This window comes from Mycobacterium kyogaense (genome assembly GCF_036946525.1).
Taxonomy (GTDB): Bacteria; Actinomycetota; Actinomycetes; order Mycobacteriales; family Mycobacteriaceae; genus Mycobacterium; species Mycobacterium kyogaense_A.
Window position 1 is genome coordinate 142142 of record NZ_JAQIIY010000011.1, and the last position, 26249, is coordinate 168390.

Consider the following 26249-nt stretch of genomic DNA (forward strand, 5'->3'; position numbering starts at 1 on the left):
CGCGCTACTTCAGTTCAGCTGAGGACAATCCGAGGAGGCGACGAGCCACCACGAGCTGCTGGATCTGCTGGGTGCCCTCGAAGATGTCGAGGATCTTCGAGTCGCGAGCCCACTTCTCCAGCAGGGTCTGCTCGGAATAGCCTGTCGTGCCGGCCATTTCGACTGCCTTGAGGGTGATGTCGGTACCCACGCGGGCGGCCTTGGCCTTGCCCATCGAGGCTTCTTTGGAGTTGGGGATCTTGTTGTCGGCCTGCCACGCCGAGCGCACGGTCAGCAGGTAGCCCGCCTCCCAATCCGCCTCCATCCGCAGGAACTCCGCGGCCGCGGCGCTCTGCGCGTGTGCGGGCTTGTCGTAGGAGATCTCGATGCCGGCATCGGTGAGGATCTTGCGCAACTCCTCCAGCGCCGCTCGAGCGACGCCGACGGCCATCGCCGCGACGATCGGACGGGTATTGTCGAAGGTCTCCATGACCCCGGCAAAACCCTTGTCCACCTTGATCTCAGGGCTGCCGAGCAGATTCTCCTTCGGAACGCGGGCGTTCTCGAACCGAATCGCCGCAGTGTCGGAAGCCTTGATCCCGAGCTTGTTCTCGAGTCGCTCGACAGTCACGCCCGGGTGGTCACGGGGCACGATGAACGACTTGATCGCCGCGCGCCCCATGGACTTGTCCAACGTCGCCCACACCACGATGTGGGTCGCGCGGGATCCGGCCGTCACGTAGATCTTCTCGCCGTTGATGACGTACTCGTCCCCGTCCAGCACCGCCGTCGTCGACACCGCCGCGGAATCCGAGCCGAAGCCCGGCTCGGTGATGGCCATCGCGGCCCACACCTTGCCCAGCCGCTCCAGCTGCTCGCGGGAGGCCACGCTCGAGATCGCCGCGTTACCGAGGCCCTGGTAGGGCACCGACAGCAGCAGCGCGACGTCGCCCCAGCTCACCTCCAGCGCGTTGAGGAGCGCAGACATGTTGGCGCCGTTGACGTTTCCCTTCGGACCGTCGCCGTCCTTGCTGAGCCCACCGGCGCCGGCGAACGAGATCGTGTTCGCCTCGGAGATGCCCTCGAAGAGGGTCGCCAGCGTGTCGAGTTCGACGGGGTAGTCGTGCTCGCGCAGGTCGTACTTGCGCGAGATCGGGCGCAGCATCTCCGCCGCGCCCTGGTGGCCTTTCTCGATGACCGCCTGCAGCTTCTTCGGCATTTCCAGATTGATAGCCATGTTCGGTTCGCCTTCCTAGAGAAATGCTGCTGCTAGAGGACCACAACACCCTCGGCGACGCCGAGAGCTCGTAGGTCGCGGAACCACCGCTCGACCGGATGTTCCTTCGTGTAACCGTGGCCGCCCAGCAGCTGCACGCCGTCCAGGCCGATCTGCATGCCCTTGTCGGTGCCGAGCTTCTTGGCCAGTGCTGCTTCGCGGGCGAAGGAGAGCCCCTGCTCGGCGCGCGCGGCGCCACGCCACGTGATCAGGCGCAGGCCGTCGAGTTCGATCGCGATGTTGGCGCACATGAACGCCACCGACTGCCGGTGGGCGATCGGTTCCCCGAACGCTTCGCGCTCCTTGACGTAGGGCACCACGTAGTCGAGCACGGCGTGCGAGGTGCCGACCGCCAGTGCCGCCCAGCCCAGCCGAGACAACGCGATGGCCTCGGAGTAGTTGCGATCGTGGTCCGCGTCGCTGGCGTCCTCGCCCAGACGAGCACTCAACGGGACGGTGACCTTGTCGAGTTCGACGCGACCCAGGGCCGCCGCGCGGATACCCATGCTCGGATCAGGGGTGACCGTCACCCCGTTGGCCGCCGATTCCACGAGGAACAACGTGGGCTTGCCGTTCAGCTGTGCGGCGATCACGAACAGCTCGGCGTCGGCGGCCGCCGGCACCAACGACTTGACGCCGTCGAGCCGGTAGCCGCTCGGGGTGCGCACCGCGACGGTCTTCAGCGCCGTCGGGTCGAACAGCGGGTGCGGTTCGGCGATCGCGACGCATGCCTGCGGCACGTTCTCGCCCGCGAACTCCGGCAGGTAGGTCGCCTGCTGATCGGCGCTGCCCCAGTGGGTCAGGGCAGACGCGACGCCGCCCGGTGCCAGGATCGGCAGCGCCAGACCCATGTCGCCGTAGGCCAGAGCTTCGGCCACCAGTGCGTTGGTGATGGTGCTGCGCTGCTCGGCGATCCCGTCGAAATCCTCGGGGATGTTGATCGCGGTGATGCCCAGTTCGGCGGCCTTGGCGATCAGGTCCCGGGGATAGGTGGCCGCGGCGTCCGCGTCGTGCGCGGCGGGACGCAGGATCTCTTCGGCGAACTCCTCGACGGTCTGGACGATCATCTTCTGGTCGTCGTCGGGAGTGAGGTCGAAGTAGTCGGCGCCGCTGGGCTTCAGCCGCGTCGCGGGCTTGCCGAGACCCTGCACCCGCTTGAACTGGCGGGTCGTGGCGCCCGCGGCGGAGAAGGCGTGCTTCACGCCGTATTTCAGGCCACGGTTCAGCGGGTCGCGCAGGTTGTACTTGTCCAGGAAGTCCTGGCCGAGCAACGGCGTGATCAGCGCGATCCCGACATCGGTGGCCGATCTCTTGTGCTTCTGCAAGCCCACGCCGCTCTCGCGGCCGGATTGCTTGGACGGCAGGGTGTTCGTCATCGGTCAGCTGCCTCCGTCAGGTTGTCGAAAAGCGCGAGCGCGCTAACTGACTCCAGAGTAAGGTATCGAAACTGACTTATGAGTAAGGTAGGGCGATTGTTGCCTAACTCACACCGGGGAGCGCGCCGAGTACGGCGTCGTGCAGCAGACCGTTCGTCGCCACCGCACTGCCGCCGTGCGGCCCCGGCTGGGCCGAGAGGTCCGTGAACCGACCGCCCGCCTCTCGGACCAGGATGTCGAGCGGGGCGAGATCCCACAGCTTGACCTCCGGCTCGACCACGATGTCGACGGCGCCCTCGGCGACCAGGCAGTACGACCAGAAATCGCCGTAGCCGCGGGTACGCCACACCGCGTCGGTGAGGTCGACGAACGCCGCGCGCAACGACTCCCATCCGGTGGTCAGGTCGGAGTACGACAGGCTGGCCGAGCCGAGGTCGGCGACGCGGGACACCGAGATGGGCCGCGTCGTGCCGGCCGGACCAGAGAAAGAGGTGAAAGCGCCCTGGCCCGTCGCGGCCCACCAGCGTCGCGCCAGCGCGGGTGCGCTCACCACGCCGACCTCCGGAACCCCGTCGACGAGCAGCGCGATCAACGTCGCCCAGACCGGCACCCCGCGCACGAAGTTCTTCGTGCCGTCGATGGGGTCCAGCACCCATTGCCGGCCCGTGAAGTCCTTGGTGCCGCCGAATTCCTCGCCGAACACCGAGTCGGCGGGACGCTGCTCGGCCAACCGTTCCCGCAGGAGAGTCTCGGTGTCCAGATCGGCGTCGGTCGCCGGAGTCATGTCCGGCTTCGTCTCGACGCGAAGATCCACCGCGCCGAAACGCTGCATCGTCAGAGCGTCGGCCTCCCCGGCGAGCGTGAGGGCCAGGGCCAGGTCGTCGGCGATGTCAGGGGTGCTCATATGTGGAGTCCTACCATGGCGGTGTGGCCGAACTCGCGATCATGCTCCTCATCATCGGTGCCATCGTGCTCATCGCGGCACCCCGGATCATGCGCAAGCGCGGTGCGGGCAACGACTGGCCGCCGGGCACTCTCCTGGTCACCGGGGTCAGTCCGCGTCCCGCCGACGTGACGGGCGAGCAGTTCGTCACCATCACCGGCGTCATCAACGGTCCGACGGTCAACGAGTACACCGTCTACACCCGGATGGCCGTCGACGTGAACGCCTGGCCGACGATGGGCCAGCTCATCGACGTCAGGTACTCGCCGCGCAACCCGGAGAAGTGGGCGTTCTCCTCACCCGTGCCCAATCCGGAGTAAGTCCTCGAGACTGGTCAGTTTGACCCGCGGCCGTCCCGACCCCTGGCCGGTGCTGCGCTCGTGCTCGTCGATCAGGCGCCAGTGATCGTTGGTCACCAGCTTCGGTTGGCGTTCCAGCAGCCACTCCTCGACGTTCGCGGCGTGATCGTCGCCCCGATCGGTCGGCTCGGCCGCCGTCAGATCGGCGAGCAGCGTGTGGACGGTGTCGGCCGAATCGCTCTTGTTGCTGCCGATCACGCCGGTGGGGCCGCGTTTGATCCACCCGACGACGTACTCGTTGCGGCTGCCCTCGATGCGCCCGTCGGTGTGGGGAATCGTGCCCGACCGCTCGTCGAACGGCAGGCCGGGCATCGGCACGCCGCGGTAGCCGACGGCGCGCACGACCAGTTGCACGGGGACTTCCTCACGCTCGCCGGTGTCGCGGGCCGACACCCTGCCGTCCTCCCCGCGCACCAACTCGTTGCGGCCCAGCACGATCGACTCGACCTTGCCGTCGCCCTTGATCTCGATCGGGGAGGTGCGGAACCGGAAGACGATGCGGCGCTTGGCCCCTGTGGGCTCCTGCTCCCCGTAGGTGCGCAGCACCTTGATGTTGTTGCGCACGGTCTTACCCGCGGCATCGAGGTCTTCGTCGGTGATGTCGGCGAAGTCAGCCGGGTCGACGATCACGTCGACGTCACCGAGTGCCTCGAGGTCGCCGAGCTCGCGCAACTCGAGCGTGGTGAACGGCGCCTGCAGCGGGCCGCGTCTCCCGATCACCAGCACCTCCTCGACACCGCGTTCGTGCAGCGAGTCCAGCGCGTGGTCGGCGATGTCGGTCTCGGCCAGCAGATCGGGATCGCTGACCAGGATTCGGGCCACGTCGATCGCCACGTTGCCGTTGCCCACCACGACGGCGCGGCCGGAGGAGATGTCCGGGGTCATCTCCCGGAAGTGCGGATGAGCGTTGTACCAGCCGACGAAGTCGACCGCGGCCACGCTGCCCGGCAGGTCCTCACCCGGGATGCCGAGCGGCCGATCGGACTGGGCGCCGTTGGCGTACACGACCGCGTCGTAGCGCTGCGCGAGCTCGGCGGGCTGGACGTGCTCGCCGACGACGACGTTGCCGAAAAACCGGAAGCGGGCGTCGGCGGCGATCTTGTCGAACTGCGCCGAGATCGACTTGATCTTCGGATGGTCCGGCGCCACCCCGGAGCGCACCAGTCCCCACGGAGTCGGAAGCATCTCGAGCATGTCGACGCAGACGTCGCGGTCGAGCTCGTCTCCGCCGGCGGACTTCAGCAGGGCGGCGGCGGCGAAGAACCCGGACGGTCCCGAGCCGACGATCGCCACGTGATACGGACGCTGTGGGGGCATGTGGGCTGCCTTCTGTCGCGGCCCGGCCGCGCGCAGGGGGCTGTCGCGCCGCAGCCGGACGAGGTTGCCTCCCGATGCTAGAACGCAGTCGGCGTCGGTCGAGGAGAACGCGCGGACCGGTACCCTGAACTCCCGTGGATCCTGACCGTCAAGCCGATATCGCCGCCCTCGACTCCACGCTCACCACAGTGGAGCGTGTTCTCGACGTCGAGGCCCTTCGCGGGCGCATCGCAACGCTCGAGGAGGAGGCGTCCGACCCGAAGCTGTGGGACGACCAGACGCGGGCGCAGAAGGTGACCAGCGATCTGTCGCACGCCCAGAACGAGCTGCGGCGGATCGAGGAGTTGCGTCAGCGCGTCGAGGATCTGCCGGTGCTCTACGAACTCGCCGCCGAGGAGGAAGGCGACGCATCCGACCAGGCGGTCACGGAGGCCGACGCGGAACTGCGGCAACTGCGTGAGGACATCGAAGCGCTCGAGGTCCGCACGCTGCTGTCGGGGGAGTACGACGAACGCGAGGCGGTGGTCAACATTCGCTCCGGTGCCGGCGGCGTGGACGCCGCCGACTGGGCCGAGATGCTGATGCGGATGTACGTCCGATGGGCCGAACAGCACAAGTACCCCGTCGAGGTCTACGACACGTCCTACGCCGAAGAGGCCGGCATCAAGAGCGCGACCTTCGCGGTGCACGCCCCGTTCGCCTACGGCACGCTCTCGGTCGAGCAGGGCACGCATCGGCTGGTGCGCATCAGTCCGTTCGACAACCAGGGTCGCCGGCAGACGTCGTTCGCCGAGGTCGAGGTGCTGCCCGTCACGGAGACCACCGACCACATCGACATCCCCGAAACCGACATCCGCGTCGACGTCTACCGCTCCAGCGGTCCCGGCGGGCAGTCGGTCAACACCACCGATTCCGCGGTCCGGCTCACCCACATTCCGACAGGTATCGTCGTCACCTGCCAGAACGAGAAATCGCAGCTGCAGAACAAGGTGTCGGCGATGCGGGTGCTGCAGGCCAAACTGCTCGAACGCAAACGCCAGGAGGAACGCGCCGAACTCGACGCCCTCAAGAGTGACAGCGGTAGTTCCTGGGGTAACCAGATGCGGTCCTACGTTCTGCACCCCTATCAGATGGTCAAAGACCTCCGCACCGAATACGAGGTCGGCAACCCCGGCGCCGTCCTCGATGGTGACATCGACGGCTTCCTCGAAGCCGGCATCCGGTGGCGCAACAGGAAAGACGACGACGAGTAACCCGTGAACAGCACGCTCCTGGCATTCGACTTCGCCTCGCGGTGGCACGGCTTCTGGCGCGGCGACATCGGCGTGTGGATTCTCGACCGTGGCGTGCGGATCGCGCTGCTGCTGGTCGGCGCTTTGCTGGCCGCCCGGTTCATCAACTGGACCGCGCAGCGCGTCACCCGCCGCATCGACGCCGAGTACCAGGAAAGCGACCAGCTGGTGCGCTCGGAGAGTGCCAAACACCGCCAAGCTGTCGCCTCGGTGATCTCCTACGTGTCGGTGGGCCTGCTGCTGGTGATGGTTCTCGTGCAGATCACCGACATCCTGGCCATCCCGGTCGGGTCTCTCGTCGCCCCTGCCGCGGTCATCGGCGCCGCGCTCGGCTTCGGCGCCCAGCGAGTGGTCCAGGACCTGCTGTCAGGCTTCTTCATCATCACCGAGAAGCAGTACGGCTTCGGCGATCTGGTGGCGCTGACCGTCGCGGGCATCGCTGCCCCCGCTGAGGGCACGGTCGAGGACGTCACGCTGCGCGTCACCAAGCTGCGCTCCTCGGAGGGGGAGATGTTCACGATCCCGAACGGCCAGATCGTGAAGACGGTCAACCTGTCCAAGGACTGGGCCCGGGCGGTGATCGACATCCCGGTGCCGGTGTCGGCGGACTTGAACGAGGTCAACGACGTGCTGCACGACGTCGCCGACAGGGCGCTGCACGACACACAACTCAAGGATCTGCTGTTGGATGCGCCCCAGCTGATGGGCGTGGAGAGCATCGAACTGGAGACGGTGAACCTGCGCATGGTCGCCCGCACGCTGCCCGGTAAGCAGTTCGAGGTGGGACGGCGTCTGCGGGTGCTGGTGATCCGCGCGCTGCGACGCGCCGGGATCGTCGCTCCGGGCGAGCCGGCGCCGGTCGTCGCGGCGATCCCGCACCCGGCTCGGGTGGACGATGCCGCTGTCGCGGAAACCCGGCCGGAGACGCAGCGATGAGGTGGCTCGAGTGGCTGGCCCCGAAGCGGGCCGGGGGCACGAAGGCCGAGAAGAAGTGGCCGAACTACATCTTCGGCGGGAGGATGCGCACCTCGACCGCAACGCTGATCGTCGCGTTCTTCGCGCTGTTCTGGGTGAACCAGACGTTCCAGCCGGCGCCGAGCGCGACGCAGACCGATCCGACGCAGGTCGTGCCTCCGGGTTTCGTGCCGGACCCCGCCTACACGTGGGTGCCGCGCACCAACGTCGCACCGCGCGACACCACGACCACCACCACCAGAACGACGACGACCACCACGACGCCGTCACCGACACCCACACCGTCGGAGTCGGAGACCCCGACGCCGACCAGCACGACCGGCACGGCGCCCGGCGGAGCCACGACGACAGTGATCGACCCCGATGGGCCCGGCCCACTGGGTCCGGTCACGTTCACTCAGGCACCGCCGCTTCTGGCGCCGACCTCGGTCGCGCCGCCCGGTGCCCCCGCGATCACAACCGCGTTGCCGCCTCAGTGAGCCACGCGGCACCCGTCCGGCGATGCGGTGTCCGCATCTCCGGCCGCTACACTGGCGTGCCGTGATGATCACCCTCGACCATGTCTCCAAGCAGTACAAGTCGTCTGCGCGTCCCGCGCTCGACAACGTCTCGCTGAAGATCGACAAGGGCGAGTTCGTCTTTCTCATCGGTCCGTCCGGGTCAGGCAAGTCGACGTTCATGCGTCTGCTGCTGGGCGAGGACAATCCGTCCTCAGGTGACATCCGGGTGTCGAAGTTCCATGTGAACAAGCTGTCCGGTCGTCACATCCCCGGCTTGCGCCAGGTCATCGGCTGCGTGTTCCAGGACTTCCGGCTGCTGCAGCAGAAGACCGTCTTCGAGAACGTCGCGTTCGCGCTCGAGGTGATCGGCAAGCGGTCCGACACCATCAACCGGGTGGTGCCCGACGTGCTCGAGATGGTGGGGTTGTCGGGCAAGGCCAACCGGCTTCCGGCCGAGCTGTCCGGTGGTGAGCAGCAGCGGGTGGCGATCGCCCGCGCGTTCGTCAACCGGCCGCTGGTGCTGCTGGCCGACGAGCCGACCGGAAACCTCGACCCGGACACCAGCAAGGACATCATGGATCTGCTCGAGCGGATCAATCGCACCGGTACGACGGTGCTGATGGCCACCCACGACCACCACATCGTCGACTCCATGCGTCAGCGGGTCGTCGAACTCGAACTCGGCCGGCTGGTTCGCGACGAACAGCGCGGCGTCTACGGAATGGATCGCTAGTGCGCTTCGGCTTCCTCGTCAACGAAGTCCTGACCGGGCTTCGCCGCAACGTCACCATGACGATCGCGATGGTGCTCACCACCGCGATCTCCATCGGGCTGTTCGGCGGCGGTCTGCTCGTCGTGCGGCTCGCCGACCAGTCGCGCGCCATCTACCTCGACCGGGTCGAGAGCCAGGTCTTCCTCACCAACGACGTGTCGGCCAACGACCCGACCTGTGACGCGGACCCCTGCAAGGCGCTGCGCAAGACGATCGAGGACCGCGACGACGTCCGGTCGGTGCGCTTCCTCAACCGCGACGAGGCCTACGACGACGCGATCCGGAAGTTCCCGCAGTACAAGGACGTTGCGGGCAAGGACGCGTTCCCGGCGTCGTTCGTCGTCAAGCTCGACGATCCGGAACAGCACAAGGACTTCGACGACGCGATGATCGGTCAACCCGGCGTGCTCAACGTGTTGAACCAGAAAGACCTGATCGACCGGCTGTTCGCGGTTCTCGACGGCATCAGCAACGTCGCATTCGCGGTGGCATTGGTGCAGGCGATCGGTGCGGTGCTGTTGATCGCCAACATGGTCCAAGTCGCGGCCTACACCCGTCGCACCGAGATCGGCATCATGCGATTGGTCGGCGCCACACGCTGGTACACCCAACTCCCGTTCCTGCTCGAGGCGATGCTCGCGGCATTCGTCGGGGTGGTGATCGCGATCGCGGGGTTGATCGCGGTGCGGGCGCTGTTCCTGGAGAGCGCGCTCGACCAGTTCTATCAGGCCAATCTGATCGCCAGGGTGGACTACGCCGACGTCCTCTACTACAGCGCGCCGTGGATGCTCCTGCTCGGTCTCGCGATGTCCGGTATCACCTCGTACGTCACGTTGCGCCTCTACGTGCGGCGGTAGCGGTGGCAAAGAAGACCAAAGGCGTCAAGGACTCCAACAACCAGGTGGTGGCCACGAATCGCAAAGCGCGCCACAACTTCACGATCCTCGAGACCTTCGAGGCCGGCGTCGCGCTGATGGGCACCGAGGTCAAGAGCCTGAGGGAGGGGCAGGCATCGCTGGCCGATGCCTTCGCCACCGTCGACGACGGCGAGATCTGGCTGCGCAACCTGCACATCCCGGAGTATCACCACGGCACCTGGACCAACCACGCTCCGCGGCGCAACCGCAAGCTGCTGCTGCACCGCACCCAGATCGACAACTTGGTGGGACGCACCCGCGACGGCAACCTCACGCTGGTGCCGCTGTCGCTGTACTTCACCGGCGGCAAGGTCAAGGTGGAGCTGGCGTTGGCTCGCGGTAAGCAAGCCCACGACAAGCGTCAGGATCTGGCGCGCCGGGATGCCGAGCGTGAAGTCACCCGCGAGTTGGGGCGCCGTGTCAAGGGCATGACCTCCTGACCGGAATTCTCAGCGCGCTGATCGCGGCGCTGGGTTACGGCGTCAGCGACTTCGTCGGTGGCTACGCCTCGCGGCGGGTGGCCGCGCTGCGGGTGGTCATCGTGTCCTACCCGCTGGCGCTGGTTCTGTTGACGATCCTGGCTGTGCCGTTCGGCGGTGAGATCAGCCGCGCCGCGGTGCTGTGGGGGCTGTTCGCAGGGGTGGGCCAGGCGTTCGGGGTGTGGTGGTTCTACGCCGCACTCGGATCCGGACCCATCTCCGTGGTATCGCCTCTGACGTCGGTGCTCGTCGCGGCGGTGCCGGTCGGATTCGGGGTGGCGCTGGGCGAGCGGCCGAGCGCGCTCGCCGGTGTCGGCGTGGTGGTGGCGCTGGTGGCGGTCGTGATGGTGAGCCGGCAGGCGGATCAGGACCTCGACGGCGACGTGCGTCGGCACCGGTTCACCGTGAAGGTGGCCTGGTTGACGGTCGGGTCGGGGATCGCGTTCGGCATGAACTTCGTGATCCTGGACCAGGTGCCGGTAGAGGCGGGGCTCTGGCCGCTGGTGTTCGGGCGGTTGGCGGCGACCGTGATCGTGGTGATCGCCGCGGCGCTCACGGCCAACCTCACCCTGGTGCGTGGTTTCCCGCTGCGCCTGGCGCTGCTCGCCGGGGTGCTCGACACCGTTGCCAACGCAGCCACCCTGCTCGCGTTGCACTCCTCGCTGCTGTCGCTGACCGGGGTGCTCGTCGCGTTGTACCCGGCGGCGACGGTCGCGCTGGCGGTGGCGGTGCTGCGTGAGTCGGTGACTCGGTCGCAGGTGGTCGGCATGATTCTCGCGTTCGCCTCCGTCGCGCTGATCGCCGCTGGTTAGCTGTTTTCAGCGTGGGTAGCCGACGCGCGTGTCGTCAGGCGAGGGAGGTGGCCGCACGGGCTTCGGGGTACGTGTCGTGCTGATCGTCGCCGCCACTGTGGTGTTGGCGATCAATGCGTTCGCGCCCTGGGGTGACGAGGCCGCGCACCGGTTCGCTGCAGTCGCGTTGTGCGGTACCGGCCTGGTCGCCGTCGTCTACGGACTCGTCGTCGCGTGTCGGGTGCACGGCACCGCCCGCTGGTGGCGTCTGCTCGCGGTCGGCGCGGTCGCCGGGCTGTTGGGAGGTCAGGCCTCCTGGTGGCTGCTCGGCCCCGACGGGTTTCCCATCTGGGTGGTGCTGTACTGGCTGTTCCCCGTCCTGGCGTTGGCCTCGGTGCTGGTGTTGGCGCTGCGCGGGGGTCGCGTCGGCGTGCCGGAAGACGGTTCGCTCGGCCATGCCGCGCTGTTGACACTGCTGGACGGGTTGGTGGCTGCGGCGTCGTTCGCGATCCTGGTGATCTTCGGCCTGGGCAATCTGTCGACCTCGTCGTTTCCGCGGTCCGCGAACGCCGCGGTGGAGATCCCGTTCGCGATGGCCGAGCTCGTCGTCGTGGTGGTCGCCGCGGTGACCGGCATGATCTACCGCGCCGAGCACGCCTACCGCGTCAACTATCTCCAGTTGGGCAGTGGATTCGTGCTGATCGCCGCCTCGGATCGGATGATCGCCTACTTCGACACGCTGGACATGCACGGCGCGGCGATGTGGGGCGAAACGGGTCTGGCGCTCGGTCCGCTGTTCGTCGCCTTGTCGATGCGACCGCGAGATCCCGCCCCGTCGCCAGTGTCAGGGCGTGCGCGACTCCTCGACTGGGCGCAGCTGGTGCTGCCGTACACGGGGTTTCTCGGGATCACGGTGCTGCTGGCCTTTCACGTGCTCACGGGCCACGAACTGGGAGCCGTGGTCGTCGGCACCACAGTGATCATGGTGGTCTTGGTGGCGTCACGGCAGGTCGCGGCGATGGGGCAGCAGCGCCTGCTGACCCGCCGGCTCTACGAGGTGCAGAGGCGCCTCGCCCACCAGGTGATGCACGACGCGCTGACCGGGCTGCCCAATCGGCTGCTCTTCGCCCAGCGGCTCGACAGGGCGATGCACGACGGCGAGTTCAGCCTGATCTTCGTCGACCTCGACGACTTCAAGGACGTCAACGACCGATACGGGCATGCCGCCGGCGATGAACTGTTGAGAGCGGTCGGGGAGAGGCTGACGGGGTGCCTCTCCGACGCCGACACCCTCGCGCGGATCGGAGGCGACGAGTTCGCCATCCTGGTCGACGCGAGCCAATCCGGCGACGCCGAGGGTCCCGACCTCGTCGCCGACCGGCTGAGGGTCGCGCTGCGGGAACCGTTCCTTCTGCACGGCTGGTCCGTGCGGGTGCGAGCGAGCATGGGGTTGGTACACGCTGACGGGGCGAGCACGCTGAGCTCCGACGATCTGCTGCGCCAAGCCGACATCTCGATGTATGCGGGTAAGCGGCTCGGCAAGGACACGGTGGTGGTCTACCAGGGTTCGGCGGGGCTGTACGCCGACTTCCCGTCCGCGTTGCGTGCCGCCGCCGGCGGCGTGCCGGCCGGCTTCAACCTCGTGTACCAGCCCATCGTCACGTTGCCCGACGAGAGGTTGGTCGCGGTGGAGGCGCTGGCCCGGTGGACGACGCCGCACGGTGTGCAGATCCCGCCCGAGACGTTCGTCGCGGCGGCCGAATCGGCGGGTCTGGGAGCCGCGCTCGACGGGATGGTGCTGCAGCTGGCCTGCCAGCAGGTTGCCGATGCCGGCCTCGACGTCGACATCCACGTCAACGTCAGCGCCTCACGACTGGGTCATTCCGGATTCGAGGACGAGGTGGCGCGGACGCTGTCGCAGTGCGCGATGGACCCGGGATGCCTGGTGTTGGAGATCACCGAGACGCTGCCGATCGTGGATCTGGCGGACGCGGCGGCACAGATCGATCGCCTCAACGAGATGGGCGCACGTGTCGCCCTGGACGACTTCGGCGCCGGCTACAACTCCATGGCGTATCTGCACGCGTTGCCGGTCGGCATCGTCAAGCTGGACCGCAGCCTCGCGGTGGGGTTGGAGGCCGTGCGAGAGTTGACGCTGTACCGCTCGGTGGTGGGACTGTGTGCCGATCTCGGTCTCGACGTGATCGCCGAGGGGATCGAGTCGGCCGAGCAGGCGACGACGGTGTTGGCGGCGGGCTGTCGATTCGCTCAGGGGTACCTGTTCGGCAGGCCCGCCCCGCTCGCCGACATCGTCGCCGAGTACGGCGCGGTCCGCGACGGCAGGGACGACATGGACGACATGGACGACATGGACGACATGGACGACATGGTGGCGCCCGCGGACTAAATATCGGCTGGATTGTGTTGGATGGGCCGGTAGTATGAACGTTCCTGCTGAGAGTCAGTGGGGGTGCGAGGGGCTGAACGGTTTCGACTTCGCGCATCGAATCAAGGGAAGCGTGCCGGTGCAGGCAATTGACCACCGTAAGCGTCGTTGCAACCAATTAAGCGCCGATTCCAATCAGCGCGACTTCGCCCTCGCTGCCTAAGCGACGGTGAGTCTGTCAGACCGGGAGCGCCCTCGGCCCGGACCCTGGCATCAGCTAGAGGGACCCACCCATACATCCGGTCGCGGGATGTACGGGGACATCAAACAGCGACTGGGATCGTCATCCTGACTTGTTCGCGTGATCAGGAGATCCGAGTAGAGACATAGCGAACTGCGCACGGAGAAGCCTTGAGGGAATGCCGTAGGACCCGGGTTCGATTCCCGGCAGCTCCACCGGATGAGGACAGGCCAGAGCTACTGAGCTCTGGCCTGTTTCTCGTTTCGCCGTGTGCGTTTATCGTCAGCTCATGGGGGATGTGCGGTGGGGCGACGTCTTTGCGTCCTGGTTCTCCAGCCTCACTTACGGCAAAAAGTTCGCCGCCTCCCTCGGGTTGGTGGGGATCACCGTCGTCGGCCCGACACTTGTCGTGTCAAAGGTGATCCCATCACTGGTCGGATCGTCGAATCAGGTCGAAGTGTGGTGCACCCCCGACGGCTCATGGAGAGTGTGGGTCGGTGATGACGATCCACGACTGGAGGTCATGGATCTCTACCCCAACCTCGGCGGCATTTGTACTTTTGCCTTCTGACCGCCTGACGCTGAAACCCTCGACTTGAGCGGTCCAGACCGGAGGTGCTGCGGCCCCCAGTCGTTCACCACGGATCGGAGCATCACCCAGGTGAGAACAACCCCCGAGATCAGGACGGCGACATCCGCCGATACTGCTGACGTGGCACGCATCATCACCGAGGCGTATGAGCCCTACATCGAACGCATCGGCCGACCGCCGGCCCCGATGACCGTCGACTACGGGGAGCTGATCACGAGCACCGATCACGTGCACGTGGTGATCGACGACGACCGCGTCGCCGGCGTTCTCGTGCTCATCGACCACCCCGATCACGTGTTCGTCGACAGCGTCGCCGTCGCTCCTCAACACCAGGGGCGCGGCTTGGGACGCGTGATGCTGGACTTCGCCGAGCAGCGGGCGCGTGATCGCGGACTCTTCGAGGTCCGGCTCTACACCAATGCCGCTATGACGGAGAACCTGGCGCTCTACCCCCACCTCGGTTACGTCGAGGTGGATCGCCATGTGGACGAGGGTTATTCGAGGGTGTACTTCGTCAAAGCAGTCAGCTGATCACTGTCGAAAGGTTTCGTGGGTCCGCGCTAACTCTTGCGGAAGAACACGCCATGGGCACGGACGGTGATGCCAGCCTCGGTGGCGAGATGTCCGACGGCGAAGACCTTGCGACCCTCGACGCGGTCGATGTGCGCCTCGGCATGCAGCGGTCCGAGCGGCGTGCCAGCCTCATAGCGGACGGTCAGTGTTCCGGTGACGGCCGGCCAATCAGCCTCGTGCGCCGTAGCCCCCAACATGTGGTCGAGGATCAGGGAACAGATGCCGCCGTGCACGTGTCCGGGCGGACCCTCGTAGGCGGCGCCGAGCGTGACATCGGCCCACACGCGGCCGTCGGCGTCGTGGTGGACGACGAGCGGCGGGGCGAACGGGTTTCGTAGTCCGATGACGACATTGCCCCACGCGCGGTGCGATCCGTCGGGTGCGGGCCGAACGCCGAAGGACTCCGCGAGAGGCTCCTGACTCAGCTCGTCGGCGGCTGCATCGATCGCCTTTTTCGCCGCCGTAAGGGTGGAGGAATCGGCCTGGCTGCGGATGGTGACGTCGACCAGCCGGCGCACCGAGTCGGTCAACCCGCGATAGAGCTCTTCCGGAACGTGGTGGTGGGCTGCACTCACGACACCGACATCGCTTCGCCCACCGGCCGGTCGGCGAAGCCGCCGAAATCACCGCGGTAGAACAGCAGCGGTCGGCCGCTGTGTGCCTGAAGTGCTGTGACATGGGCGACGACGATGGTGTGATCGCCGGCGCCGTGCTCGTACTCCACGTCGGCCTCGATTGTGGCCAGCGCGCCGTGAATACGCGGGGCTCCGTTGCCGGCGGGACTCCAGTCGACGCTGGCGAACTTGTCGTCGGACCGGCGTGCGAACTGCGCGCAGACGGCCTCCTGATGGTCGGCGAGGATGTTGATGCACAGACGGCCCGTGGCGCGGATCGCCGGCCAGCTGGTGGAGGACAGGGCAGGGCAGAACGACACATAGGGCGGGCCGAGGGAAACCGAGGTCACCGACTGGCAGGTGAAGCCGAGCGGACTGCGGCCGTCATGGCCGGTGATCACCGCAACACCGGTGCAGAAGTGGCCGAGCACAGCACGCATGTCCTGGGGAGCCGGCCGGGCAGGCGTGGCCGCGGTCGACTCGTCGGATCGCATCATGTTCTGTCCCTTCGGTGGTAGCCACCAACGATCCTCGGATACGGCGTTGACGTGCAACGTCTCCTCCCACCCAGCGGTTCACCAGATGCAGGCTGATGAGCTGGGTTGTTACGCTCGGTCAGTGACAGATTCCGAACCGTCGGGCAAGCCGCAGCTGGCCGCCACCAGCTGGGCCCTGCTGGGCTTGCTGTCGTACGAACAGGAACTGTCCGGGTACGACATCCGCAAGTGGATCGACTGGAGCATGCGATTCTTCTACGGAAGTCCCGCGTACAGCCAGATCTATTCCGAGTTGAAGAAACTCGAGAAGCTCGGATATCTGACCTCGCGGGTGGAGAACAACGGCACACGTTCCCGCCGGCTCTACAAGATCACGCAATCGGGACTGGACGCTGCCACCCGGTGGGCCCGCGAGGCTCCTGTGGAGCCTCCGTCGTTGAAACATCCTGCAATTCTTCGGATCACGCTGGGCCATCTGAGCGATCCCACAGCGCTCAAAGCGATGCTCCAGGAGCACATCGCCTACGTCGACCGAATGCAGAGCGACGCCGCCAAGGAAGCCCGGTGGGCCGGAGCTGACCCATCGTGGGCATACGCCAAGATCGCTTTGGACTGGGCCGAGCGCTACTACACCTCCGAACGGGAACTGACGCTGAAGCTGATCAAGGATCTCGACGAGGCCGAAGCCACGTTCCCGAAAGTCGGTGAGAGCGCCAAGATTCCGTGGCCGGATCCGGCGTTCTGGTACGAGATCGAGAAGCAGGTCGAGGCCGAGGACGCCGACTAGTCGTACTCAGGCCGGCTCGTCACACCTGTGCCAGCCGCGGGCGCGCCGCGTCGAGTGCGGCGATGTAGCCGTAGACCAGTCCCTGCGCAATGGTGGCGCCGGCACCGGGGTAAGTGTGCCCGAAGGCATTGGCCGCGGTGTTCCCGATGGCGTAGAGCCCGTCGATGACCGTGCTGTCCTCACGCAGTACCCGGGCCCGCTCGTCAGCGCGCAACCCACCGCAGGTACCCAGATCGCTGAGCACCATCTTGACCGCGTAGAACGGACCTTTGACCAGCGGGCGTAGATTGGGGTTGGGTGTGATGGTGGGGTCGCCGTAGTAGCGATCGTAGGCGCTGCGACCGCGTTCGAAATCGGGATCCTGCCCTGCGGAGGCGTTTTCGTTGAACCGGGTGACGGTGGAAAGCAAGTAGTTCACCGGAATCCCCATCTTGGCGGCCAGTTCAGTGAAGTCCTCGGAACGTATTGCGATACCCGCGTCATACCAGCGCTGCGGAATGGGCATGCGTGGGAACAGTTCTGCGGCAAAGACATAGCTGTTGCGGTACTGCTGGTCGAACACCATCCACATCGTCTCGACTGGCGTGCCGGCGTTCTCCAGGTCCAGGATGCGCTGTCCGAAGCTCATGTAGTCCGCCGATTCGTTCGCGAACCGCTGCCCGTGCTGATTCACGATGAACGATCCCGGCAGGGACCGCTCGGCCAGAAGAACTGCGGGCGCGGCGTCGGGCAGCGGTGCGACCGCGGGGAACCACCACGACTGGTCCATCAACGCGATGTCCGCGCCGACGTCCTGGCCGATGCGGATGGCATCGCCGGTGTTGGTGTCTGCCCCCAAACTCAGATGAGCGTCAAGCCTTTCCGACTGGAATTTGTGACGCATGTCCATATCGTGGTCGAACCCGCCTGCGGCGAGAACCACTCCGCGGCGGGCTGTGATCGTCAAGCTGGCGCCGCGGTGTTCGATGACCGCACCGGTGACTCGGGGACCTTTGGTGGTGAGAGAGGTCAGCGTGGTGTCGAGCCAGATCGGGATGCCCGCCGAGATCGCGCCGGCGAACAGTCCCGCCGCCAGCGCTTGACCTCCCGCGGCATAGCGCCGTCCCAGCAGCAGGCCGCCGACGCCCTGCGCCAACCGTTTCGCGATGGTGGGGATGCCCTTCCGGGGCACGCGGCTCATCAAATTCAGCCACCGGTAGTCGGCGCCGGTGGTCGGCATGGGGATGCTGACCTCCATGACCCCCGGCCGCAGCGCCGACCGGTACTGCCCGAGGATCGCGGTGTCCAGAGGACGGCATTCGCAGGTGCGCCCAGCGGCCGACCCGCCGGCTGCCTCGGGGTGGTAGTCGGAGTAGTCCTTGGCCCAGAACAGCTTCATCGGCGTCGTACGCCGCAGCATGTCGACGGTGGCGGGTAACTGCTTCAGGTACGCCGTTGATCGGGCCGCAGGCGCGGAATCGCCCACCACCGCGTGCAGATAGGTCTGCGCGCGGCTGGCCGGGTCGTTGCCTCCTCCTTCGGCGATGACGGGGCTGGCCGGCAGCCACAGCGCACCCCCCGAGCGCGCTGTGGAGCCGCCGACAACCCCTGATTTCTCGATGACGAGCACTGAAAGGCTCTGTTCGTGAGCCGCCAGCGCGGCTGCCAGCCCGGTCCCCGAGCCGACGATCAGTAGGTCGACCTCGGTGTCTGAGACGGTCAATCCGGCGGGAATGGTGTGGTGGCGGGGCGCGGCGGTCACGGCGGTGACGATAAGCGCGGTTCTGCGTGGTGTATTTCCCGTGTCCTGGTGAGCGGAACGCTCGCCTGCCGCTGGCACGGGCTAGCGGTTGGATGGGGTGGAGAAGCCCACACCGCACTGATCGAAGGACGGCATTCGATGACGACCCACCCTGACGCCGACGGTATCCGGCTCATCGAAGCCGGTTCGGTCCCAACCAGGTTCGCCCGGGGGTGGCACTGCCTGGGGTTGATCCGCGACTTCACCGACGGTCATCCGCACCAGATCAACGCCTTCGGGCAGAAGCTCGTGGTCTTCGCCGGCGAGGACGGCACCATCAACGTTTTGGACGGCTACTGCCGTCACATGGGGGGAGACCTGTCGCAGGGCGCGATCAAGGGCAACGAGATCGCCTGTCCTTTCCACGATTGGCGGTGGGGCGGGGACGGCCGGTGCAAGTTGGTGCCCTACAGCAAGCGCACCCCGCGCCTGGCGCGCACGGCGTCCTGGCCCACGCTTCAACAAGACGGCATGCTCTTCGTCTGGAACGACCCCGAGCGCAAGGCGCCGCCCGCAGAGGTCACCATCCCACGCATCGAAGGCGCCACCAGTGACGCATGGACCGACTGGCATTGGTACAGCACGGTCGTGCACACCAATTGCCGCGAGATCATCGACAACGTCGTCGACATGGCGCACTTCTTCTACATCCACGGCTCGCTGCCCACACATTTCAAGAACATCTTCGAGGGCCACGTCGCGACGCAGTACATGAAGAGCGCCGGCCGCCCCGACCTCGCCGATCCGGAAGGATCCAAACTGACGGGCACAACATCGTTGGCGTCCTATCACGGCCCCTCCTTCATGATCGATGATCTGACCTACCACTACGGCGATTTCGACCAGCGCACCGTGCTGATCAACTGCCACTATCCGATCGATGCGAATTCCTTTGTGCTGCAATACGGCATCGTGGTCGAGAAGAATGCCTTCGTGCCGGACGAACTCGCGGTGCAGACTGCGGTCGCGCTGGGGGACTTCGTGAAGATGGGCTTCGAACAGGATGTCGAGATCTGGCGCAACAAGGCCCGGATCGACAACCCACTTCTGGTCGAGGAGGACGGGCCCGTCTATCAGCTGCGGCGGTGGTACGAGCAGTTTTACGTCGACGTCGCCGACGTAACGCCCGAGATGGTGGATCGCTTCGAATTCGAACTCGACACCACGCGTCCCACCGAGGCGTGGATGAAGGAAGTGGAAGCCAACATCGCCGCCCGTTCGGCCGCGGCCACGGCCGGATGACCGTCCGCCCCGACAATCGGCTGGCTGACGTCCCGATGGTGTCGGTGACGTGCCGGCGGTGCCACGCGGGCGTCGAGGTCCGCAAGAGCAGCTTGAATCAAACCAGCGTGCAATGGACGGCCATGGCATCGCAGCAATGCCAGGAACGTTGTCAGGCAACTCAATTGGAGCCCCACGGTGGTCGGCTGTTCTTGACGTGCAGCGCGCTCGCTGATTCGATCACCGCTGCGGTGCAGAGCGGTTCGCTCTTGGTCGTCGACACAGACGCCCGTTAGGTTCGGGGTACCCGGTATGCGGTGCGGCAGGGACGATCGAGAGGTTCCAGGGATCCGGTGATCATCCGCATCGCCGACGACAAGGTGGCTCTGAGGCGCGCGAAATTTCCGTGCTCGGCCCAGTCCTCGTACGCATACCGGCAGGCTTGAACGATCAATTGCGCAGGTAAATCGCGAACGTACGGCTCATTGTCCAGGTCGAAACGCCGATCCAAGAAGCCGGTGAGCGGCTCGACCAGGTCTTGACCCCAGTCCAGCCAGCGCAGCCGATATTGGGGATCGCTGATCATCAGGGCCAGAAATGCGCGGTCGACGTCCATCCGCCCGCGCCGAGGCACCTCGGTGCTGAATGCTTCGACCAACACCGCGACTGCGTCGCCGTCGACGTCGGCGACGGCCAACATGTCGAGACTCAGAGAGCCGAACCGTCGGAACAAGGGGAGGACCACGTCCTCCTTGACGGGGAAGTGACGGTGAAAGGTCCGCGGCGCGATGCCGACGGTCTCACAAATGCGCTCCACCGTTGCTGATGTCGATCCGGCAGCAAGGGACATGTCGCGGGCGGCCAACGCGATGGTCAGCCGTAGTTCGTCGGCGCGTCGCGCCGTCAACTTCGCCGGCTTGTCCACCGTCATCAACCAAGCCCTCCTCGGCGACCAGCCCATCGATCCTAACCACCCGTTTGCGCCGCAGGCCGTCTCCACTCGCGGACGTCCCGTTGAGCGGGAACGCGTCATCAGTAGCCGGCGTGGCCCACTTAACGTTTCGCTAGTCAGATTCTGCCACAGAGGCAGAAACTGACTGCGATCCATCAGCGAGTCGCGTGTGTGACAGCCTGCGTCCGCGACTCCCCGCCCGGAACCGGCACCCAGATTGGAGTTCCAATGACCCTCGCCCCCGAGGAATCGACCTCCGCCAGTGAGGAACTGAACTACGACGACTACACCCACGACTTCATGGGCAAGGTAGGCAATGTCGCGGACTTCTCCCGCGACTTTCTCGTGGGACTGGCTCGCGTGTTCGAAGACGTCCTCAACTTCATGCCGTACGCCCACGTCAAGATCTACTCCGAGAAAGTCGGCATCGACGCCGCAATGGATGTCACCGCGAAGGTCTCGCGCGCCGGCATGCGTCAGGTCATGCCGATGGGCCGCTATATCGCGCCGCCGGGGTGGGACTGGAAGGACGCTCAGTACCAGGCGATTCCGTTCGATGTGCAGACCGAGGACCTGACCAAGCCGGCGCTGATCCGACTCATCAAGACGTACTGGGATCAGTACCTGAAAGGGCACAACTACCTCATCGACCAGTGGACGAAGATCATCCCGGAAGAAGAGGTGTGGCTCGGTCTGCCGGACATGTATCAGCTGATCATCGACTACCAGTATCCGAAACTCGCCAAGGTCCTCAAGATCGAACCGGTCCACGTGGTCGACTTCTTGAAGCTGGCTGTCTTGAGCATCGATGGGACGCTGGGCTACGGCGGCGAGTACATCGTGTACAACCCGGATCACGTCGTCCTGAACATGCGCCGCTGCGAAGTCTTGCAGAAGTACACCGACGAGGGTCTCTATCCTCCGGCGCGGGCATGGATGAATTGCACCTTCGAGCAGCGCATCTCGGCGCCGTTCTTCCCAGGCTGCAAGCTGGCCATCAACCTACCGCCCAACGACTTCACATTCGCCCAGGGTGAGCCGTTCTGCGTCTGGACCTATACGCGCGGCGAGGAGAACCACGCCGCCGCCGAGGCGGCGCCGGATCCCAGGGCGTCCGCCATGGAGCGGATACCGTTGATGGATGTGACCGTGCGCGGTTAAGTTGTGTTCCAACATGTTCGGACGGATGAGGCCCGAAACGCGTCGCCAGCCGCCGGGCCTCATCCGCCGATATCGATGCGATTGGGCTCAGCCGTCACGCATGTGCGCCACCGTCGACGCGGATCTCCGTTCCGGTGATGAAGGCGCCGTCATCAGACGCCGCCATGGCGATCACCGATGCGACGGCGCTGGCATCACCGAGGATGGCGTTGTCGGTCCCGTGCAGCAGCGGAGTCTGCTTGGCCCACAGCCCGAGGTCGTAGCCCTCTGGCATCTTGTCCAGCGTGCTGTTCGCCAATGCTGTGGAGACACCGCCGGGCTGGATGTTGACCGCGCGCAGTCCCTGCTTCGAATACTCCAGTGCCAGTGAATGGGTGAAGCTGAGGATGCCGCCTTTGCTGGCCGCATAGGCCGCCATGTAGGGGTGAGCGAACGTCGCGGCGGTCGAGGTGAAGTTGATGACTACGCCCCGCCTGCTGGCCAGCAGTGCCGGCAACGCCTGGCGAGTCATCAAGAAGGTGCCGGTCAGGTTGACCGCCAGCGTTCGGTTCCACTCCGCCAGGGTCGTCTCGTGGGTGTGAGAGCAGGTCTGCATCGCTGCCACGTTCACGAGAACGTCCAGGCCGCCGAGGTCGGCCACCGCGGTGTCGACGGCGGCGGCGACGTCGTCCTCGACGGCGATGTCGAGCACTGCTGTTGTCAAGCGCTTGTCGGTGCCGGCCTCGGCGGCTGTCGCGGCCGTGGCTGCCAAGCCGTCGGTCGAGATGTCAAAAGCCACTACGGTGGCGCCCTCGTCGAGCAGGCGTGCGGTGGTGGCCGCGCCGATGCCCGAGCCGGCGCCGGTCACGATGACGCGTCGATCAGCGAAACGGTCCATGGCAGTCTGCCTTTCGCTCTAGGCCAGCTGAAACGCGCTCAGCGGAGCTTCTTCCGGATAGCTGGTGGGCCCACCCAAGTCATACGCGGCATTGAGCGCGCCGATGAATGCCGGATCGTGCAGGGGTGCGCTGGGGATGTCCAACCTGGTGCCCTGCTTGGCGAGGTTGTCGACCAGCATGTCGATGGCTTTGTCGACGGTCAGGTCGTCGGACCCGTCCATGTTCTTCTTGAGTTCGTCGTAGTCGGTGAACACCTCCGCCGACCAGTGCACCAGGAACCGCAGCTCGTCGGTGCGATGGCGCGCGATGACGTCATCACCGTTCTTGAGCAGCCAGGCATCAGTATCGGCCGGGTCCCCGGTGAAGACGGTGTCGAAGGCCAGGCCGGCCGGAACCTGCTGCTCCACCGGGCCATTGGCTTCGCCACGATGCACCATCATCTCGTTCTGCACGACCACACCGCGGTTGTTGATCGGCGGGAGCACCCGCGCGGGCGCCTTCAGGGGGCCGTCGGGCCAGTAGGTGAACCCCGATCCTTCGTCGAGGGAGAACCACGTGATGACCTGTGCCATCTTGATCAAGTAGTCGGTGAACAGCCCCGACTTGCCCATCACGCTGCACAACCATGTGGGGGCGTTCTCGTGCCGCACACCGCGAAAGCTGGGGGAGTCCAGGTGACCCGGATCGCGATTGGCGCACGGGCCGTTGATGTTGAACAGCATCAGCTCCGGCTTGGCGTACTCGGCACTCCAGTACCGCTTGGCGTGCTCGAGGAACTCAGCGTTGTAGAAGCAGTCGTGTAGCTCGGGGTAGAGCACAGTGCCGTAGTTGGCGAGATAGCCGCGGAACGTGGGGGTGAGGAACAGATCCAGCGTCGGCTCGAAGCCTTCGGGGAACGCGCCGCTCATCGTGGCCATGAGCTCGTCTGCCGATGCGAAGTGCTGAGCGATGATCAGCTTCCACGGCCCGTTCGCGCGCACGACGTCGAAGAGACGTTCGCGTTGGTCGGCGGTGTAGACGTCGGTGATTTCGCGCGGCGGCGCGACCGGCCGCAGCACGTCGGACAGCTCCAGGCGGCGCTCGTCAGTCAGCATCGTGTTCTCCTTCGGTGATGTGATCGTCGATTGTGGGCATCACCGCGGCCGGCGATGTGGTGACCGTCCGGTGATCGGGAGGTACTCCAAAACTGATGGGGTGCGCGAACTTCGCAGCCACGAGCGCACCGATCTCAGCAATGGCCAATCGCCCACGTGCCGTCGCGTCCGAGCGCATCAGAAAGCCGTGGTAGGCACCGGGATAGCGGGTGAGGGTGGTCTGCACCCCGGCGTCGCGCAGCCGGCCGGCGTAGCGTTCCCCCCAATCCCGGATCGGGTCCCATTCGGCGGTGACGACGATCGCCGAGGGCAGGCCGCCGACATCGGTAGCGTGAGCAGGGACTTGGTACGGCGAGTGCGCGGTGGTGCCTCCGTCGACCGTCTCGTGCATGAACACGATGTCGTCATGGGCCAGCATGGGTGCATCGGGCATGGCGGTGATGGACGCAGCACCCATGTCGCGATCCAAACCGGGATAGAGCAAGACCTGCACCGAGATGGCGGGTCCGTTGTGGTCGCGGGCCGCCAGAGCCACTGCGGCGGCCAGGGATCCGCCGGCGCTGTCCCCGATGACGCCGAGCCGCTCGGCATCCAGCGACAGCCGGTCGGCCTGAGTGGCAACCCATTCGGTGGCTGCGTACGCATCGTCGAACTGCGCCGGTGGTGGCGATTCGGGAGCCAACCGGTAGTCCACGGCAGCGACCGCTGCGCCGCTGGCCCGAGCCAGTTCCCGGGCCAAAGGTTCGAACGAATGATTCGACCCCATCACCAGACCGCCGCCGTGGAAGTACACGAGCACCGGGCACCGTGGCGCGGTGGTGGGCCGGTACAACCGCACGGCGATGGGGCGCCCGCCAGGCCCGGGTGCGGTGAGGTCGTCGATGCACGCCATGTCGGGCATCGCCGGATGTGGCGCCGATTCGACGGCGGCCCGGACGGCCGCGAGCCCACGGGTGCGCATCGGCGTCGGGACGCCGAACGCGGCGACTCGTGCTGCGGCATCCGGATCCAAAGTGGGAGAACGCACATCAGCTCCGCGAGGGATCGAAGCGGCGCTCTGTGCGCAGCCGCGGCGCCTCTTGACTGGTCAAGACGCGGGCACGCTCGATCATCGCCGAACTGACGTAGTCGGGCTGGGTGAGGAGGTAGAACCGACCCTCGGCGGCCTGGTCGAACACCACTTCGGCGGCGGCCAGGGGATCCATGGCGGCGGCTTTGATGTCGAGCATCGCGGCCCGTTGCGACTCGGCGGCATCGGTGTCCCCACCGTCGACGCCACCGGCGGATTCGAAGATGTTCGACACCACGGCGCCGGGGAGCACTGCCTGCACGTGCACACGGTCGGCGTGCCCCGCAGCTTGGACCTCGAGGTGCAGGCACTCGGTGAGTGCGAGCACCGCGTGCTTGCTCATGATGTAGGGCGCCTGCAGTGGTACGACGGCGACCCCGCCGATCGACGAGAGATTCCACACCCACGCCGGCGTGTCGCCGGCGAGCATGTGCGGTAGGAACGCCCGGATGCCGTGGTAGACACCGTTGATGTTCACCTCGACGACGCGCCGCCAGTTGTCGACGGGCGTGTCCCACAGATAGCCGAATTGCTCGACGCCCGCGTTGTTGACCAGCAGACGCACCGGCCCCAGATCGTGATGCACCGCGGCGGCGAGCGCCTGTACGGCCTCGGCATCGCGCACGTCGCAGATTTTGTCGATCGCCGTGCCGCCGGCCGCGCGTAACTCGTCGCGCAGCGCCGCCACGGCGCCGGCGTCGATGTCGACGAGGACGACGTTCATGCCGAGCCGGCTGGCCTGGCGGGCCAGGCCCGCGCCGATCCCGGCGCCGGCGCCGGTGATGACGGCGACGCCGCCGCCGAACAATTCGGCGGCGGTCACGCGGGCTGCGTACTTGCCGACGTCGCCTTGGCGGCGTGCTCGGCGAAGGGGATCGAGTCGTCGGCGTCGAGCATCACCGTCATCGAGGTGAACACCAGACCGTCCCCCTCCCGGCGGATACCTACGTCTGCGACGCCGCTGGACACAGCGAAGGGCACGTTGTTGGTGATCTGGTTGACGAACATGTTGAAGCGGACACGGGTCGTGTCACCATCGGTACCGGTGCGGAAGATGTTGGTGGCGTGGTGCCGACACGGGTGGGGGTTCTCGTTGCGGTGTTCGATGAGCCAGGCGAGAGTTTCTGCGCCGCCGTGCAGTTCGGCGGCCAACAGGTGCTCGAACGGGCAGTTGCCGGAGAGCGACCGACTCAGGTACTGCATCTCCTCGCCGATCCGGGAACGCAGCTCGTCGAAGTGCCCTTCGTCGTAGTGGTACCAGAAGCCGGCGATGAATTCCTGAACCTCAGGCAGCGTGATCTCGGTGCTCATGACAGATCAGTGAAACCGACCGTGCAGCAGCGCCGAGCTGACCTGACCGGTGAGCGGGAGGTTGATGCGAGCACAGCACTGGTGCCGGAGAAGTCATCGATGACGGGAGGCGAGTGT

The 26249-nt window shown here is 66.2% G+C and carries 28 protein-coding genes and 1 other RNA gene; 16 read left to right on the forward strand and 13 right to left on the reverse strand.

The genetic code is table 11. From position 1 onward, the window contains the following. Positions 1–4: 4 nt before the first annotated feature. From PGN37_RS10080 to hisN, 3 genes are all read right to left on the reverse strand, one after another. Complete coding sequence (locus PGN37_RS10080) at positions 5–1216, reverse strand: acyl-CoA dehydrogenase family protein (RefSeq protein ID WP_335330889.1); 1212 nt, start codon at positions 1214–1216, stop codon at positions 5–7. 32 nt (positions 1217–1248) lie between these two features. Next, positions 1249–2631, reverse strand: a complete 1383-nt coding sequence (locus tag PGN37_RS10085; RefSeq protein WP_335330890.1) for an acyl-CoA dehydrogenase family protein — start codon at positions 2629–2631, stop codon at positions 1249–1251. A 103-nt stretch (positions 2632–2734) separates the two neighbouring features. Beyond that, on the reverse strand, positions 2735–3535 hold the full coding sequence (hisN, locus tag PGN37_RS10090; RefSeq protein ID WP_335330891.1) for a histidinol-phosphatase: 801 nt from the start codon (positions 3533–3535) through the stop codon (positions 2735–2737). A 23-nt stretch (positions 3536–3558) separates the two neighbouring features. Between hisN and PGN37_RS10095 the strand changes: the two genes are divergently transcribed. Continuing rightward, positions 3559–3894: a hypothetical protein gene (locus PGN37_RS10095; protein WP_335330892.1), complete on the forward strand. Its 336-nt coding sequence runs from the start codon at positions 3559–3561 to the stop codon at positions 3892–3894. Here PGN37_RS10095 and PGN37_RS10100 read toward each other — a convergent pair. Beyond that, positions 3871–5250, reverse strand: coding sequence for an FAD-dependent oxidoreductase (locus tag PGN37_RS10100; RefSeq protein WP_335330893.1), 1380 nt, complete (start codon positions 5248–5250; stop codon positions 3871–3873). The genes PGN37_RS10095 and PGN37_RS10100 overlap by 24 nt on opposite strands. A gap of 134 nt (positions 5251–5384) precedes the next feature. Here PGN37_RS10100 and prfB point away from each other — a divergent pair, with 134 nt between their 5' ends. The 11 genes from prfB (at position 5385) to PGN37_RS10155 (ending at position 14726) form a co-directional block, all read left to right on the forward strand. Beyond that, positions 5385–6503 (forward strand): peptide chain release factor 2, encoded by a 1119-nt coding sequence (prfB, locus tag PGN37_RS10105; protein ID WP_335330894.1) that lies wholly within the window; start codon positions 5385–5387, stop codon positions 6501–6503. A 3-nt stretch (positions 6504–6506) separates the two neighbouring features. Continuing rightward, positions 6507–7478, forward strand: coding sequence for a mechanosensitive ion channel family protein (locus PGN37_RS10110; RefSeq protein WP_335330895.1), 972 nt, complete (start codon positions 6507–6509; stop codon positions 7476–7478). After that, positions 7475–7996 carry a hypothetical protein gene (locus tag PGN37_RS10115; protein ID WP_335330896.1) on the forward strand — a complete coding sequence of 174 codons (522 nt, stop codon included), beginning with the start codon at positions 7475–7477 and terminating at the stop codon, positions 7994–7996. The genes PGN37_RS10110 and PGN37_RS10115 overlap by 4 nt, the downstream gene beginning before the upstream one ends. Positions 7997–8060: 64 nt before the next feature. Further along, positions 8061–8750 carry a cell division ATP-binding protein FtsE gene (gene ftsE / locus PGN37_RS10120; RefSeq protein WP_335330974.1) on the forward strand — a complete coding sequence of 230 codons (690 nt, stop codon included), beginning with the start codon at positions 8061–8063 and terminating at the stop codon, positions 8748–8750. Next, positions 8750–9646: a permease-like cell division protein FtsX gene (ftsX, locus tag PGN37_RS10125; protein WP_335330897.1), complete on the forward strand. Its 897-nt coding sequence runs from the start codon at positions 8750–8752 to the stop codon at positions 9644–9646. Before ftsE ends, ftsX begins: the two co-directional genes overlap by 1 nt. A gap of 2 nt (positions 9647–9648) precedes the next feature. Beyond that, on the forward strand, positions 9649–10146 hold the full coding sequence (smpB, locus tag PGN37_RS10130) for an SsrA-binding protein SmpB (RefSeq protein ID WP_335330898.1): 498 nt from the start codon (positions 9649–9651) through the stop codon (positions 10144–10146). Then, positions 10143–10997, forward strand: a complete 855-nt coding sequence (locus PGN37_RS10135) for an EamA family transporter (RefSeq protein WP_335330975.1) — start codon at positions 10143–10145, stop codon at positions 10995–10997. Before smpB ends, PGN37_RS10135 begins: the two co-directional genes overlap by 4 nt. A gap of 28 nt (positions 10998–11025) precedes the next feature. Beyond that, positions 11026–13383 carry a putative bifunctional diguanylate cyclase/phosphodiesterase gene (locus PGN37_RS10140; protein WP_335330899.1) on the forward strand — a complete coding sequence of 786 codons (2358 nt, stop codon included), beginning with the start codon at positions 11026–11028 and terminating at the stop codon, positions 13381–13383. Between the two features lie 69 nt (positions 13384–13452). Continuing rightward, positions 13453–13821, forward strand: a transfer-messenger RNA (tmRNA) gene (gene ssrA, locus PGN37_RS10145). Between the two features lie 71 nt (positions 13822–13892). Continuing rightward, on the forward strand, positions 13893–14174 hold the full coding sequence (locus tag PGN37_RS10150) for a hypothetical protein (RefSeq protein WP_335330900.1): 282 nt from the start codon (positions 13893–13895) through the stop codon (positions 14172–14174). 141 nt (positions 14175–14315) lie between these two features. Continuing rightward, the gene (locus PGN37_RS10155; RefSeq protein ID WP_335330901.1) at positions 14316–14726 is read left to right on the forward strand and encodes a GNAT family N-acetyltransferase; all 411 of its coding nucleotides are present in this window, start codon (positions 14316–14318) and stop codon (positions 14724–14726) included. Positions 14727–14755: 29 nt separating this feature from the next. Here the strand turns inward: PGN37_RS10155 and PGN37_RS10160 are convergent, their stop codons facing one another. Beyond that, complete coding sequence (locus PGN37_RS10160; RefSeq protein ID WP_335330902.1) at positions 14756–15343, reverse strand: PaaI family thioesterase; 588 nt, start codon at positions 15341–15343, stop codon at positions 14756–14758. Then, a complete protein-coding gene (locus tag PGN37_RS10165; RefSeq protein ID WP_335330903.1) occupies positions 15340–15879 on the reverse strand; it encodes a flavin reductase family protein in 540 nt (179 codons plus the stop codon). Before PGN37_RS10165 ends, PGN37_RS10160 begins: the two co-directional genes overlap by 4 nt. 121 nt (positions 15880–16000) lie before the next feature. Here PGN37_RS10165 and PGN37_RS10170 point away from each other — a divergent pair, with 121 nt between their 5' ends. After that, the gene (locus tag PGN37_RS10170; RefSeq protein WP_335330904.1) at positions 16001–16666 is read left to right on the forward strand and encodes a PadR family transcriptional regulator; all 666 of its coding nucleotides are present in this window, start codon (positions 16001–16003) and stop codon (positions 16664–16666) included. A 19-nt stretch (positions 16667–16685) separates the two neighbouring features. Here PGN37_RS10170 and PGN37_RS10175 read toward each other — a convergent pair whose 3' ends face one another. Continuing rightward, positions 16686–18407: a 3-ketosteroid-delta-1-dehydrogenase gene (locus PGN37_RS10175; RefSeq protein WP_335330905.1), complete on the reverse strand. Its 1722-nt coding sequence runs from the start codon at positions 18405–18407 to the stop codon at positions 16686–16688. Between the two features lie 138 nt (positions 18408–18545). Here PGN37_RS10175 and PGN37_RS10180 point away from each other — a divergent pair, with 138 nt between their 5' ends. Together PGN37_RS10180 and PGN37_RS10185 are read left to right on the forward strand one after the other, a co-directional pair. Continuing rightward, positions 18546–19688: a Rieske 2Fe-2S domain-containing protein gene (locus PGN37_RS10180; protein WP_335330906.1), complete on the forward strand. Its 1143-nt coding sequence runs from the start codon at positions 18546–18548 to the stop codon at positions 19686–19688. After that, positions 19685–19963 carry a ferredoxin gene (locus PGN37_RS10185; protein WP_335330907.1) on the forward strand — a complete coding sequence of 93 codons (279 nt, stop codon included), beginning with the start codon at positions 19685–19687 and terminating at the stop codon, positions 19961–19963. The genes PGN37_RS10180 and PGN37_RS10185 overlap by 4 nt, the downstream gene beginning before the upstream one ends. Here PGN37_RS10185 and PGN37_RS10190 read toward each other — a convergent pair. Next, on the reverse strand, positions 19960–20598 hold the full coding sequence (locus PGN37_RS10190; protein ID WP_335330908.1) for a TetR/AcrR family transcriptional regulator: 639 nt from the start codon (positions 20596–20598) through the stop codon (positions 19960–19962). The two genes, PGN37_RS10185 and PGN37_RS10190, sit on opposite strands and share 4 nt — an antisense overlap. A gap of 249 nt (positions 20599–20847) precedes the next feature. Here PGN37_RS10190 and PGN37_RS10195 point away from each other — a divergent pair, with 249 nt between their 5' ends. Beyond that, positions 20848–21780: a hypothetical protein gene (locus PGN37_RS10195; RefSeq protein WP_335330909.1), complete on the forward strand. Its 933-nt coding sequence runs from the start codon at positions 20848–20850 to the stop codon at positions 21778–21780. A gap of 94 nt (positions 21781–21874) precedes the next feature. On the opposite strand, the gene PGN37_RS10200 is transcribed toward PGN37_RS10195, so the two are convergent. The 5 genes from PGN37_RS10200 to PGN37_RS10220 are packed head-to-tail and all read right to left on the reverse strand — an operon-like array spanning position 21875 to position 26132. Then, entirely contained in the window at positions 21875–22657 is a 783-nt protein-coding gene (locus PGN37_RS10200; RefSeq protein WP_335330910.1) for an SDR family NAD(P)-dependent oxidoreductase, read from the reverse strand. Between the two features lie 18 nt (positions 22658–22675). Then, positions 22676–23752, reverse strand: coding sequence for a hypothetical protein (locus PGN37_RS10205; RefSeq protein ID WP_335330911.1), 1077 nt, complete (start codon positions 23750–23752; stop codon positions 22676–22678). Beyond that, a complete protein-coding gene (locus PGN37_RS10210) occupies positions 23742–24779 on the reverse strand; it encodes an alpha/beta hydrolase (RefSeq protein ID WP_335330912.1) in 1038 nt (345 codons plus the stop codon). Before PGN37_RS10210 ends, PGN37_RS10205 begins: the two co-directional genes overlap by 11 nt. A gap of 1 nt (position 24780) precedes the next feature. After that, a complete protein-coding gene (locus PGN37_RS10215; protein WP_335330913.1) occupies positions 24781–25644 on the reverse strand; it encodes an SDR family NAD(P)-dependent oxidoreductase in 864 nt (287 codons plus the stop codon). Next, positions 25641–26132, reverse strand: coding sequence for a nuclear transport factor 2 family protein (locus PGN37_RS10220; protein ID WP_335330914.1), 492 nt, complete (start codon positions 26130–26132; stop codon positions 25641–25643). The genes PGN37_RS10215 and PGN37_RS10220 overlap by 4 nt, the downstream gene beginning before the upstream one ends. Positions 26133–26249 lie beyond the last annotated feature (117 nt).